Annotated in this window: 10 protein-coding genes and 1 pseudogene; all 11 read left to right on the forward strand. The window is 59.1% G+C overall.

Going from position 1 to position 13257, the window contains the following annotated elements; all coding sequences use genetic code 11:
• Positions 1–65 precede the first annotated feature (65 nt).
• The 11 genes and pseudogenes from RHM58_RS26575 to RHM58_RS26625 all read left to right on the forward strand — a co-directional run bounded on the left by RHM58_RS26575 (position 66) and on the right by RHM58_RS26625 (position 13133).
• Positions 66–1388, forward strand: a complete 1323-nt coding sequence (locus RHM58_RS26575; RefSeq protein ID WP_322268668.1) for a glycosyltransferase — start codon at positions 66–68, stop codon at positions 1386–1388.
• A gap of 160 nt (positions 1389–1548) precedes the next feature.
• Positions 1549–2423, forward strand: a pseudogene (locus RHM58_RS26580) (phospholipase).
• A 53-nt stretch (positions 2424–2476) separates the two neighbouring features.
• Positions 2477–3382, forward strand: coding sequence for an AraC family transcriptional regulator (locus RHM58_RS26585; protein WP_201203390.1), 906 nt, complete (start codon positions 2477–2479; stop codon positions 3380–3382).
• 313 nt (positions 3383–3695) lie between these two features.
• Positions 3696–5009: an ABC transporter substrate-binding protein gene (locus RHM58_RS26590; protein ID WP_201256985.1), complete on the forward strand. Its 1314-nt coding sequence runs from the start codon at positions 3696–3698 to the stop codon at positions 5007–5009.
• Between the two features lie 208 nt (positions 5010–5217).
• On the forward strand, positions 5218–6117 hold the full coding sequence (locus RHM58_RS26595; RefSeq protein WP_242486393.1) for a carbohydrate ABC transporter permease: 900 nt from the start codon (positions 5218–5220) through the stop codon (positions 6115–6117).
• Between the two features lie 10 nt (positions 6118–6127).
• Entirely contained in the window at positions 6128–6958 is an 831-nt protein-coding gene (locus tag RHM58_RS26600; protein WP_054046221.1) for a carbohydrate ABC transporter permease, read from the forward strand.
• Between the two features lie 146 nt (positions 6959–7104).
• On the forward strand, positions 7105–8208 hold the full coding sequence (locus RHM58_RS26605) for an ABC transporter ATP-binding protein (RefSeq protein ID WP_201203387.1): 1104 nt from the start codon (positions 7105–7107) through the stop codon (positions 8206–8208).
• A 12-nt stretch (positions 8209–8220) separates the two neighbouring features.
• Positions 8221–9693, forward strand: coding sequence for a mannitol dehydrogenase family protein (locus RHM58_RS26610; protein WP_322268669.1), 1473 nt, complete (start codon positions 8221–8223; stop codon positions 9691–9693).
• A gap of 157 nt (positions 9694–9850) precedes the next feature.
• Positions 9851–11347 carry a xylulokinase gene (gene xylB, locus RHM58_RS26615; protein WP_322268670.1) on the forward strand — a complete coding sequence of 499 codons (1497 nt, stop codon included), beginning with the start codon at positions 9851–9853 and terminating at the stop codon, positions 11345–11347.
• Positions 11348–11360: 13 nt separating this feature from the next.
• Positions 11361–12305, forward strand: a complete 945-nt coding sequence (locus RHM58_RS26620; RefSeq protein ID WP_201203382.1) for a carbohydrate kinase family protein — start codon at positions 11361–11363, stop codon at positions 12303–12305.
• 207 nt (positions 12306–12512) lie between these two features.
• Positions 12513–13133: a hypothetical protein gene (locus RHM58_RS26625; protein ID WP_201203380.1), complete on the forward strand. Its 621-nt coding sequence runs from the start codon at positions 12513–12515 to the stop codon at positions 13131–13133.
• Positions 13134–13257 lie beyond the last annotated feature (124 nt).

Below are 13257 nucleotides of genomic sequence, written 5' to 3' on the forward strand. Positions count from 1 at the left end.
CATCTGTGCGCAGGGCTGTGGTTTAATTGCGCTCTTTTTTCCATCGCCCTGCGCCCTCATCAGGAATGCCCCATGAGCCTGCCCCCATCAAAGTCCTGGTCATTGGTTACGTCTGGCCCGAACCCCGCTCTTCGGCGGCCAGCGGGCATGTCATGCAGATTCTCGAAACGTTTTTGCAGCAAGGCTGGAGCATCACCTTCAGCAGCCCGGCGGGGGTCGGCGAACACAAGGCCGATCTCGCCGCGCTGGGTATCCGTGAATGCCCTATCGAGCTGAATAACAGCAGTTTCGACACGTTTATCAGTGAATTGGCCCCCGATATCGTGCTGTTCGATCAGTTCATGATGGAGGAACAGTTTGGCTGGCGTGTGGAGAAACACTGCCCCGACGCGCTTCGGGTGCTTGAAACGTCTGACCTGCAAAGCCTGCGGCATGCCCGGCATCAGCGGCTCAAGGACCGATTGAAGGCCTGCGTCGACGAAAACGATTTCAGCGATCTGTTTGCCCCAGCGTTGCGCGAGGAATTCGAATTGATGGCTGGCACTGACCTGGCCAAACGCGAGATTGCCGCACTGTATCGCTGCGACCTGAGCCTGATGATTTCGCCGGTGGAAATCGACTTGTTGGTCGAACAGTTCAAGCTACCGCGGGACTTGCTGCATTGGTGCCCGTTGATGCCCGACATGCCGGCGACTGTTCACACGGCCTTTGAAGATCGGGCGAATTTTCTCAGTATCGGCAACTTCCGCCATGCGCCGAACTGGGATGCGGTGCTCTGGATGAAGACCTCGGTCTGGCCGCTGATTCGTCAACAATTGCCCGGCGCGCAACTGCATCTATACGGCGCCTACACCCCGCCCAAGGCCACTGCGCTACACAATCCGGCTCAAGGTTTCCATGTGATGAACTGGGCTGAGGATGCATTGCAGGTGATGTCCGCTGCGCGGATCTGCTTGGCACCCTTGCGTTTTGGCGCGGGGATCAAGGGCAAAATCGTCGATGCAATGCTGTGCGGCACGCCGACCGTCACCACGCCAATCGGTGCCGAGGGCATGAGTGATGGGCTGCCATGGCCGGGCGCTATCGGTGAGTCCGCCGAAGCACTGGCCGCCGCTGCCGTCGCGCTTTATCAGGACCAGGCGCTCTGGACCCAGGCCCAATCCGATGGTGATCGACTACTCGTGGCTCGATACAGCCAGTCAGAGCACGGCCCGGCCCTGATCGAGCGCCTGCAAGCCTGCTCTCGCGACCTTGCCGAACGGCGGCGAGACAACTTCACCGGCGCCATGCTTCGCCATCACGCGCATAAAAGTACGCAGTACATGGCCCAATGGATCGAGGCGAAAAATCGTCACAGTGAGTCGTCCGCTTCGGATTCCCGAGGGTGATATTTCGCATTATGAAAGTGGCGTAAGGCTATGTTTATGCCGATGTTTCTGCGCGTTGAAAAATCCATTGGCAGCTTCTAGGCTTAGGCCATGAGTTGGTTTTTCCACGAAATCTCGCCCCCACGGATGGGGGCCGAGTCACAGGCAGGAGCCTTGCAACATGCGAAACAGCCCTACTTCCAATGTCGACACGCAACGCTGGATGGACAAAGTCCCCGACATCGACCAACTGAAACTCACCGATCTCGTCTGGCCCGGCGCCCACAACGCCGGGATGGACAAAAAGCCCCCAGCTACGAAGTCGTCGTCGGTCACTGGACCACCTGCCAGAACGATTCATTTGCATGGCAGCTGGACCACGGTGCACGAGCTTTCGACCTGCGCCTGGGCTACTTGCCCGGTTCGCCCAAGGGCACGTACTACTTCCATCACAACGGCTACCGGTCTCATCGGGTGCTGGATGAATTGATCGACGCGGTGCACGGTGTTCTTGATCGCAACCCGGATGAGTTCATCATTCTCGACTTCCATCAGTTGCGGGACGGAGACAATGCCTTCGACTTCAGACAATTCAGTGATTTGCTGAAGCAACGCCTTGGACAGCGGGCCATTTCCCCCGAGGACGAGGAAAAGACCATCGGCGAACTCAAAGCCGCGAGCAGCAAAAAACGTATCGTGTTGGCCGCCAGCGGCTCGGTGGAGCTGGACATGGACTTCTTCTGGAACCGCATTCCCCACCGCTGGAGCGGCAGTCGGCTGACCGACGTCGACGATCTGCGTCGGCACATTGTCCGAACCCTCGAAACGCCTCGGTTCGGGTCCTACCTCTGGTCTCTGACTGCCACCAGCTATACGTTCCTCGGCGAGCCGGTGGACATCAAGCAGCACATCAATACCTGGTTTCATCCACACGGGGATTGGGTAAGTCAATGCGGCATCATCAGCACCGACTTTTTCGATGAGTCCGAAATCGTTGGTTATTGCTGGGTCGTCAACAGCATGAAGGCGGTGCAGCACAGTCGGTCACTGGCATAAATGACCCGGAAAGAGGCATGATCACGGCGCGATAACAATAAAAGCGCGCTGCCATGACCCGGACTGCCAGAGTTACCGATCCTTCCTACGAGTTGATGGACGACCACAACGGGTTGTCCATCATTTATCGCCAGCATGGTTTTCCGTGCCCGTTGGTGCGCTGGCACTTCCATAAGGAATACGAACTGCACCTGATCGTCGCCAGTTCCGGCAAGGTGTTCATCGGCGACTACATCGGTAACTTCTACCCGGAAACGCTGTTCCTGACCGGCCCCAACCTGCCGCACAACTGGATCAGCCAAGTGGCCGAAGATGAAGTGGTGCCCAAGCGCGACATGCTGGTCAACTTCACCGACGAGTTGTTCGACAGCGGCCACTTGGTGTTTGCCGAGCTCAAGACCCTGGTGCCGCTGCTGGAGCGCGCGCAGTACGGCATCGAGTTTCGCTGCAAGCGCACCATCCGCCAGGCCATGACGCTGATGCAGCGCATTGCCGACACCAAAGGCGTAACCCGGCTCGGGCATTTCTTGATTCTGCTGGAATTGCTGGCGGCCTCCGACGATTACCAATTGCTATCGGGGGCCACGACGCCGCAACTGGCGGATGAACACAACGTTGATCGCACGAACCGGGCGGTGGATTACATCTTTGCCCACTACGGCCGGGAACTGCCGCTGGAAGAAGTCGCCGAGCACCTGGGCATGAAGCCGACATATTTCAGTCGGGTGTTCAAGCAGGCCACCGGGCGTTGTTTTATCGAATTCGTTAATCGGCTGCGGATCAGCAAGTCCTGCGAGCTGCTGGCAGATGGCGACAAACCGGTGACCGACGTGTGTTTCGAGTCGGGCTTCAACAATATTTCCAACTTCAACCGGCGCTTTCAGCAACTCAAGGGCATGACGCCTTCCCATTACCGGCGGTTGGCGGTGCAGCGTTTGACCGAACAAAACCTCGGTTAAAGATCAAAAGATCGCAGCCTTCGTCAGCTCCTACATGGATCGCATTTCCCTGTAGGAGCTGCCGCAGGCTGCGATCTTTTGCATTTGGCGATCGAAACCTATACGCATTTCATCGTCGACAAACACCAAAAAGCCCTACCCCGTACTTTCCGCTAAAAACCCCAGTGCAAAAAAGTATCGATTTAAGTGCTACGGATGATTTGTCACATACTCAATTGAAGGCTGTAATCAGTGCAGATTCTTCCCTCCGCAGGAAGACACAAAAACAATAACTGTCCTTCTGCCCTCATTGGGTGCAGAAAAGGAGTGCACGATGCAACCTTCTGTAAAAGCTCTGCTTGCCCTCACCTGCATGACCCTCAGTAGCGTCAGCCTCGGCGCTCAGACCCTGACCATCGCCACCGTCAACAACAGCGACATGATCCGCATGCAAAAGCTCTCGAAAACCTTCGAGGCCGAGCACCCGGACATCAAGCTCAATTGGGTGGTGCTCGAAGAAAACGTCCTGCGCCAACGCCTGACCACCGACATTGCGACCCAGGGCGGGCAGTTCGATGTGCTGACCATCGGCATGTACGAAGCTGCACTCTGGGGCGCCAAGGGTTGGCTGGAACCGATGAAAGACTTGCCAGCCAGCTACGCCCTCGACGACGTGTTCCCGTCGGTGCGCGAAGGCCTGTCGGTCAAGGGTTCGCTGTACGCCCTGCCGTTCTACGCTGAAAGCTCGATCACTTATTACCGTACTGACCTGTTCAAGGACGCCGGGCTGACCATGCCCGAGCACCCGACCTGGACCCAGATCGGCGAATTCGCCAGCAAACTCACCAACAAAGATAAAGAACAGTACGGCATCTGCCTGCGCGGCAAGGCTGGCTGGGGCGAGAACATGGCGCTGATCACCACCCTGGCCAATGCCTATGGCGCGCGCTGGTTCGATGAGAAGTGGCAACCGGAATTCACCACGGGCCCCGAGTGGAAAAACGCACTGAATTTCTACGTCAAGACCATGACCGATTCGGGCCCGCCCGGTGCTTCCAGCAACGGTTTCAACGAAAACCTGGCGCTGTTCAACAGCGGCAAGTGTGCGATCTGGGTCGATGCCAGCGTCGCCGGCTCGTTCGTCACCGACAAGACCCAAAGCAAGGTCAGCGACCACGTTGGCTTCACCTATGCACCGCACGAGACCACCGACAAGGGTTCGGCCTGGTTGTATTCCTGGGCGCTGGCGATTCCGACCAGTTCCAAGGCCAAGGACGCAGCGAAAACCTTCAGCGCCTGGGCCACTTCCAAGGAATACGGTGCGCTGGTTGCGGAGAAGGACGGCATTGCCAACGTGCCGCCAGGTACGCGGGTTTCGACCTATAGCGATGCTTATATGAAAGCCGCGCCGTTCGCCAAAGTGACCCTCGAGTCGCTAAAAGCCGCCGACCCGAGCAAACCGACCCTCAAGCCTGTGCCGTATATCGGCATTCAGTTGGTGACCATTCCTGAGTTCCAGGGCATCGGCACCCAGGTCGGCAAATCGTTCTCGGCAGCACTGATCGGCCAGACCACGGTCGACCAGGCCCTGGCCGCCGCCCAGCAAACCACCGAACGTGAGATGAAGCGCGCCGGTTATCCCAAGTAATCGGTGCAACCAATGTGGGGGCCGCTTTTGTGGCGAGGGAGCTTGCTCCCGCTCGACGGCGAAGCAGTCGCAAAGCTTTTGGGGCCGCTTCACGCCCCAGCGGGAGCAAGCTCCCTCGCCACAAAAGCCTTGCTCCTACAGTTGATCTTCATCTGCCTGTTCCCAATCGGTTCTGATCGCCATGAATATTTCAACTGCCAAAGCTCATATGGAAGTTCCCCAACCGGTGCGTAAAAGCCGGTTGGCCAATCCCGGCTGGTTTCTCGTCACGCCTTCAGTGGCCATGTTGCTGCTGTGGATGATCGTGCCGCTGGGCATGACCCTCTACTTCTCGGTGATCCGCTACAACCTGCTCAACCCCGGCGAGAACGAGTTTGTCGGGCTGGACAACTTCACCTACTTCCTGACCGATTCGGGCTTCCTGCCCGGCGCCACCAACACGTTGCTGCTGGTGGGCAGTGTGCTGCTGATCAGCGTGGTGTTCGGCGTGTTGATCAGTGCGTTGCTGGAGGCCAGTGAGTTTCTCGGTCGCGGCATCGTGCGGGTCATGTTGATCTCGCCGTTCTTCATCATGCCCACCGTCGGTGCGCTGATCTGGAAAAACCTGATTTTCCACCCGGTGTCGGGGATTCTCGCCTACGTCTGGAAGCTGTTCGGCGCGCAACCGGTGGACTGGCTGGCCCACTACCCGCTGCTGTCGATCATCATCATTGTCTCGTGGCAATGGCTGCCCTTCGCGATCCTGATCCTGATGACGGCCATGCAGTCCCTCGACCAGGAACAGAAAGAAGCCGCACGCCTGGACGGTGCCGGTCCGATCGCGATCTTCTGGCACCTGACCTTGCCGCACCTGGCGCGGCCGATTGCGGTGGTGGTGATGATCGAAACCATCTTCCTGCTCTCGGTGTTCGCCGAAATCTTCACCACTACCAACGGTGGCCCCGGCTATGCCTCGACCAACCTCGCCTACCTGATCTACAACCAGGCGTTGGTGCAGTTTGACGTCGGCATGGCGTCCGCCGGTGGATTGATCGCGGTGGTGATTGCCAACGTCGCGGCCATCGTGCTGGTGCGCATGATCGGCAAAAACCTGACAGACAAAGCCTGAGGCCTGCGCCATGACTCTTCAACAATCCCGCCGTCTGCAAAGCCTGCTGCTCGGCACCCTGGCCTGGGCCATCGCGATCCTGATCTTCTTCCCGATCTTCTGGATGGTACTGACCAGTTTCAAAACCGAAATCGATGCCTTCGCCACGCCGCCGCAGTTCATCTTCACGCCGACGCTGGAGAACTACCTGCACATCAATGAGCGCAGCGATTACTTCAGCTTCGCCTGGAACTCGGTGGTGATTTCGTTCAGCGCCACGGCTCTGTGCCTGCTGATCGCGGTGCCGGCGGCCTACTCCATGGCGTTCTACGAAACCAAGCGCACCAAAGGCACGTTGCTGTGGATGCTCTCCACCAAAATGTTGCCACCGGTGGGCGTGTTGATGCCGATCTACCTGCTGGCCAAGAGTTTCGGCCTGCTCGATACACGCATTGCCTTGATCGTCATTTACACGCTGATCAACCTGCCGATTGTGGTCTGGATGATTTACACCTACTTCAAGGACATCCCGAAAGACATCCTCGAAGCCGCACGCCTCGACGGTGCAACGCTGTGGCAGGAAATGGTCCGGGTGCTACTGCCAATCGCCAAGGGCGGCCTGGCCTCCACCGTATTGCTGTCACTGATCCTGTGCTGGAACGAAGCGTTCTGGTCCTTGAACCTGACCTCATCGAAAGCCGCGCCACTGACCGCGTTGATCGCCTCGTACTCAAGCCCCGAAGGTCTGTTCTGGGCCAAGTTGTCGGCCGTGTCGACGCTGGCCTGCGCACCGATCCTGATCTTCGGCTGGATCAGCCAGAAACAGCTGGTTCGCGGCCTGTCGTTTGGGGCCGTGAAATGAATCAAAAGCAAAAGATCGCAGCCTTCGGCAGCTCCTACAAAGAGCTCAGGGTTCACGCGATCTCCGTGTAGGAGCTGGCGCAGCCTGCGATCTTTTGATCTTAAAGGCGCGCCCAACTGAATAACTAAAAGCGGAGGCCCATCATCATGGCCAACCTGAAAATCAAGAATCTGCAAAAAGGCTTCGAAGGCTTCTCCATCATCAAAGGCATCGACCTTGAAGTGAATGACAAAGAATTCGTAGTGTTCGTCGGCCCGTCGGGCTGCGGTAAATCAACGCTGCTGCGGCTGATCGCCGGCCTTGAAGAAGTCAGCGGCGGCACCATCGAACTCGATGGCCGCGACATCACCGAAGTCAGTCCGGCCAAGCGTGACCTGGCAATGGTGTTCCAGACCTACGCCCTGTACCCACACATGACCGTGAAAAAGAACATGTCGTTTGCCCTCGACCTGGCCGGTGTTCCGAAGGCCGAAGTCGAGAAGAAAGTCGGCGAAGCAGCACGCATCCTCGAACTCGGGCCGATGCTTGAGCGCAAGCCGAAACAGCTGTCCGGCGGCCAGCGTCAGCGCGTGGCGATCGGCCGGGCGATTGTACGCAACCCGAAAATTTTCCTGTTCGACGAACCGCTGTCCAACCTCGACGCCGCCCTGCGTGTGCAGATGCGCCTGGAACTGTTGCGCCTGCACAAAGAACTGAAAGCCACCATGATCTACGTGACCCACGACCAGGTCGAAGCGATGACCATGGCCGACAAAGTCGTGGTACTCAATGGCGGCAAAATCGAGCAGGTCGGCTCGCCGCTGGACTTGTATCACCAGCCAGCCAACCTGTTTGTCGCCGGGTTCCTTGGCACGCCGAAAATGGGCTTCCTCAAGGGCAAAGTCACCCGCGTCGAAAGCCAGAACGTTGAAGTGCTCCTGGACGCCGGCACCCGCATCACGCTGCCGCTAAGCGGTGCCAACCTGAGTGTCGGCGGAGCGGTGACCCTGGGAATTCGCCCGGAACACCTGAACCTGGCGCAAACCGGCGACTGCACCTTGCAAGTTACCGCCGACGTCAGTGAACGACTGGGCAGCGACACCTTCTGCCACGTTGTGACCTCGTCCGGCGAAGCCCTGACCATGCGCGTTCGCGGTGACCTGGCCAGCCGTTATGGCGAGGCGCTAAGCCTGCACCTGGACGCTGAACACTGCCATTTATTCGATGCCGACGGCGTGGCGCTGACCCGCCCGTTGCGCGCTGCAGCCTGACGAGACTATGCGATGAAACTGAATAAACAGAACCTCAATCGCCTCGCCCCCGAGGTGGCCCTGCCCGCCTACGCCCTGAGCGACACGCGCCAAGGCATTGCCCACATCGGCGTCGGCGGTTTCCATCGGGCGCATCAGGCGTATTACACCGATGCGTTGATGAATACCGGCGAAGGCCTGGACTGGGCGATCTGCGGGGTCGGCCTGCGCGCCGAAGACCGCCGCGCCCGGGACGATTTGAAGGAACAGGATTACCTGTTCACCTTGTTTGAACTGGGCGACAACGACGACGCCGAAGTCCGGGTGATCGGCTCGATACGCGACATGTTGCTGGCTGAAGACGGCGCCGAAGCGTTGATCGACAAACTCGCCAACCCCGAGATCCGCATCGTCTCGCTGACCATCACCGAGGGTGGCTACTGCATCGACGACAGCAACGGCGAGTTCATGGCCCACCTGCCGCTGATCCAGCACGACCTGGCGAACCCGAATGCACCGAAAACCGTGTTCGGTTTTCTCTGTGCGGCGCTGGCCAAACGGCGCGCTGCCGGTACGCCAGCGTTCACGCTGATGTCCTGCGATAACCTGCCGCACAACGGCGCGGTCACCCGCAAGGCATTGCTGGCCTTCGCCGCCCTGCGCGATGCCGACTTGCGGGAATGGATCGACCAGAACGTGAGTTTCCCCAATGCCATGGTCGATCGCATCACGCCGATGACCAGCACTGAACACAAACTGCAATTGCACGACAAACATGCGGTCGACGATGCCTGGCCGGTGGTTTGCGAACCGTTTGTGCAGTGGGTGCTGGAAGACAAGTTCGTCAACGGTCGCCCTGCCTGGGAAAAGGTTGGCGTGCAGTTCACCAACGACGTCACGCCTTACGAAGAGATGAAGATCAAACTGCTGAACGGCAGCCACCTGGCCCTGACGTATCTGGGGTTTTTGAAGGGTTACCGCTTCGTTCACGAGACCATGAATGACCCGCTGTTCGTGCGCTACATGCGGGCTTATATGGACCTGGACGTCACGCCGCAACTGGCGCCGGTGCCGGGGATTGATCTGACCGACTACAAGAACACTCTGGTGGCGCGTTTCTCCAATCAGGCGATTGCCGATCAACTGGAGCGCGTGTGCTCGGACGGCTCGTCGAAGTTTCCGAAATTCACCGTGCCGACGCTTAACCGCTTGATTGCCGACGGTCAGGAGACCAAGCGTGCAGCGTTGGTGGTGGCGGCTTGGGCGTTGTACTTGAAGGGGGTGGATGAGAATGGCGATACCTATTCGATTCCGGATCCACGGGCGGCGTTCTGTCAGGCGCTGGTGGCCGATGACGCGTTGATCACTCAGCGGTTGCTGGAGGTTGAGGAGATCTTTGGCACCGCGATCCCGCGTTCGCCAGAGTTTGTGACAGCGTTTGAGTGGTGCTGCAACAGCTTGCGAGAGGTTGGGGTAACGCGGACGTTGGAGCGGGTGTTGGCGTAAGTGCGGCGGTGAGTCTACTGCCGTCTTCGCGAGCAAGCCCGCTCCCACAGTGATCGTCGTCGTACACAAAACTTGTGTTCACTAAAAATCCCCTGTGGGAGCGGGCTTGCCCGCGAATGGCTTCACCAAGATCGACCTGACACACCAAGGATCTACCATGGCAAACCAACAATTATTCCTGGGCATCGACTGCGGCACCCAAGGCACCAAAGCCATCATCCTCGACGCCGTCAGCGGTCAGGTGCTGGGCCAGGGCGCCGCGGCCCACACGCTCATCAGCGGTGCCAATGGTCGCCGCGAGCAAGACACCAATCAATGGCTGGAAGCCTTCACCCTAGCGACCCGCCGTGCCCTGCTCGCCGCCAACGTCGACGGCCAGGACATCCTCGGCATTGGCGTCTCGGGCCAGCAACACGGGCTGGTGCTGCTCGACGACCAAGGCCAGGTCCTGCGCCCGGCCAAGCTCTGGTGCGACACCGAATCCACCGCGGAAAACGATCGTCTACTCGCCCATCTCGGCGGCGAAAAAGGCTCGTTGGAACGCCTCGGCATTGTCATCGCGCCCGGCTACACCGTGTCAAAACTGCTGTGGACCAAAGAACAACACCCACAGATCTTTGCCCGGATCGCCCGAATCCTGCTGCCCCACGATTTCCTCAATTATTGGCTGACCGGCCGCAGTTGCAGTGAATACGGTGACGCCTCGGGCACCGGTTATTTCAACGTGCGCACCCGCCAATGGGACTTGCAGATACTGCGGGACATCGACCCGACCGGCCGGCTGCAAGCGGCACTGCCGGAGCTAATCGACGCCCATCAAGCCGTCGGCACAATCCTGCCTAGCATCGCCGAGCACTTGGGCATCAACCCGCAAGCACTGGTCTCCAGTGGCGGCGGCGACAACATGATGGGCGCCATCGGCACCGGCAACATCCAGCCCGGCGCGATCACCATGAGCCTCGGCTCCTCCGGCACGGTTTACGCCTATGCCGAACAGCCCAAGGTCAGCCCGGACGCGTCGGTCGCGACGTTCTGCTCCTCCAGTGGCGGCTGGTTGCCGTTGATCTGCACCATGAACCTGACCAATGCCTCCGGGGTTATCCGCGACCTGTTCGCGCTGGACATCGAACAGTTCAACGATCTGGTTGCCCAGGCGCCCATCGGTGCGGAAGGCGTCAGCATGCTGCCGTTCCTCAACGGCGAACGCGTCCCCGCCCTGCCCCACGCCACCGGCAGCCTGCTGGGCCTGACGATGACCAACCTGACCCAGGCCAACTTGTGCCGGGCCGTGGTCGAAGGCACGACCTTCGGTTTGCGTTATGGGCTGGACCTATTGCGTCAGAATGGCTTACAAAGCCGCAGCATTTGTTTGATCGGCGGCGGCTCGAAAAGTCCGGTGTGGCGGCAGATCGTCGCCGATATCATGAACACCCCGGTCATCTGCACCGAACAAAGCGAAGCCGCCGCCCTCGGCGCGGCGATTCAAGCGGCGTGGTGCAAGTCCTGGTCTAACGGCCACGAAAGCACGCTGGCAGATTTGTGCGAGCGCTGCGTGAAACTCGACATGGCCAGCGAAACCCTGCCGATCGCCGAGAATGTGGCGGCCGCTCAGCAGGCCTACGAACGCTATCAACAGCATGTCGCAACCCTTTAAAGAGCGAACAATTATGTATCTGGTGTGTGGTGAAGCGCTGTTCGATTTCTTCAGCGAAGACGATGCCAGTGGTCTGGCTTCAAAAGTGAATTTCAAGGCGATTGCCGGCGGCTCGCCGTTCAACGTGGCGGTGGGTTTGCGCCGATTGGGCGTGGACGCGGCGCTGTTTGCCGGGCTGTCCACCGACTACCTCGGCCGTCGCTTGCAGCAAGTATTGCAGGATGAAGGCGTACGCCCGGACTACCTGGTGGATTTCGCCGCACCGACGACGCTGGCGATGGTCGCGGTCGGCGCCAATGGCTCGCCTCACTACAGCTTCCGCGGTGAAGGCTGCGCGGATCGGCAGTTGCGCCTGGAGCATCTGCCGGAACTGGGACCTGAAGTGCGCGGTTTGCACATCGGCTCTTACTCGCTCGTGGTGCAGCCGATTGCCGAGACGCTGCTGACGTTGGTCCAGCGCGAAAGTGGTAAACGCCTGATCAGTCTTGATCCCAACGTACGCCTGAATCCCGAACCGAACATCCTCCTGTGGCGGGAACGGATCGCGGAACTGGTGGAGTTGGCCGACCTGATCAAAGTCAGCGATGAAGACTTGAGCCTGTTGTACCCCGAGCAAGATCCACAACGGGTGATCGAAGGCTGGCTCCAGCATCGTTGCCAACTGGTGTTCCTGACCCGTGGCGGCGAAGGCGCGACTGTCTTCAGCCGTGCCCATGGTTCGTGGTCGGTGCCGGCGTGTTCGGTGAAGATTGCCGACACCGTGGGCGCCGGCGATACTTTTCAGGCAGCGCTGATTACCTGGTTGACCGAGCAGCAACTGGATTCGGTGGACGGTGTGCAACGGCTGAGCCGTGAGCAGATTGATGCGATGCTCAAGTTTGCAGTGCAAGCGGCGGCGTTGACGTGCAGCAAGACCGGGCCGGATTTGCCGTATCGGCAGCAGTTGGATTTGCGCTGATCCTGAGGGCCCCATCGCGAGCAAGCTCGCTCCCACATTGGATCGTTGCCGAACACCAAACCGGTGTTCGCATAAGATCTACTGTGGGAGCGAGCTTGCTCGCGATAGCGGTCGACCCCACACCGCCAATCTCACATTCCCTCCCCGTCCGCGCATCGAGTGCGTAAACTATCGCCCTTTTTATGCGCATGACAGGAAGATGGGCTTTTGAACTCAAGGCAGACGGCTGGACTTTTGTTACTCACGACATTGCTGGCCGGTTGCAGCACCTCACCACCTCGCTCCCCCAACGATATCTGCGATATCTTCCGGGAAAAGAGCGACTGGTACGACGCCGCGCAAGTCACGCAAAAACGCTGGGGCGTGCCGATCCAGGTGCCCTTCGCGATCATGTATCAAGAGTCCGGCTATCGTCACGACGCCAAGACGCCGCGCAAATACCTGCTCTGGATAATCCCGTGGGGCCGGGTGTCGACGGCATCGGGCTATGCCCAGGCCAAGGATGAGGTTTGGTCCGACTATCAAAAAAGTACCGGCCGAGGCGGCGCCAACCGCGAGAAATTCGATGACGCCATCGACTTCGTCGGCTGGTACATGGACAAAACCACGTCAATCAACGGCGTATACAAATACGACGCCTTCGGGCAATACCTCAACTACCACGAAGGATGGGGCGGGTATCGTCAGAAAACCTTCGCCAGCAAAGCCTGGTTGGTGGCCACGGCCGGCAAGGTTCAGGGCCGATCCGATATGTATGCGCAGCAGTACGCCGGGTGCAAGAACGATCTGAATCGGGGATTCTGGAGTCGGTTTTGGCATTGGCTTTGAGTGACTGACGACAACGCTCTGCAGCAGTGATCGCAAGTTGGGTGAGCAACACAGATCAAATGTGGGAGCGAGCTTGCTCTCGATAGCGGTCTTCCTGGCACATCGATGTTGAATGTGCTGCCGC

Source organism: Pseudomonas sp. 10S4, assembly GCF_034344865.1.
Lineage (GTDB): Bacteria > Pseudomonadota > Gammaproteobacteria > Pseudomonadales > Pseudomonadaceae > Aquipseudomonas.

Bases quoted from the DNA above. Each gene is read 5' to 3' on its own strand.
- RHM58_RS26590 (WP_201256985.1), top strand. From the start codon at position 3,696: ATGCAACCTTCTGTAAAAGCTCTGCTTGCCCTCACCTGCATGACCCTC.
- xylB (WP_322268670.1), top strand. From the start codon at position 9,851: ATGGCAAACCAACAATTATTCCTGGGCATCGACTGCGGCACCCAAGGC.
- RHM58_RS26585 (WP_201203390.1), top strand. From the start codon at position 2,477: ATGACCCGGACTGCCAGAGTTACCGATCCTTCCTACGAGTTGATGGAC.
- RHM58_RS26620 (WP_201203382.1), top strand. From the start codon at position 11,361: ATGTATCTGGTGTGTGGTGAAGCGCTGTTCGATTTCTTCAGCGAAGAC.
- RHM58_RS26575 (WP_322268668.1), top strand. From the start codon at position 66: ATGCCCCATGAGCCTGCCCCCATCAAAGTCCTGGTCATTGGTTACGTC.
- RHM58_RS26595 (WP_242486393.1), top strand. From the start codon at position 5,218: ATGGAAGTTCCCCAACCGGTGCGTAAAAGCCGGTTGGCCAATCCCGGC.
- RHM58_RS26605 (WP_201203387.1), top strand. From the start codon at position 7,105: ATGGCCAACCTGAAAATCAAGAATCTGCAAAAAGGCTTCGAAGGCTTC.
- RHM58_RS26610 (WP_322268669.1), top strand. From the start codon at position 8,221: ATGAAACTGAATAAACAGAACCTCAATCGCCTCGCCCCCGAGGTGGCC.
- RHM58_RS26600 (WP_054046221.1), top strand. From the start codon at position 6,128: ATGACTCTTCAACAATCCCGCCGTCTGCAAAGCCTGCTGCTCGGCACC.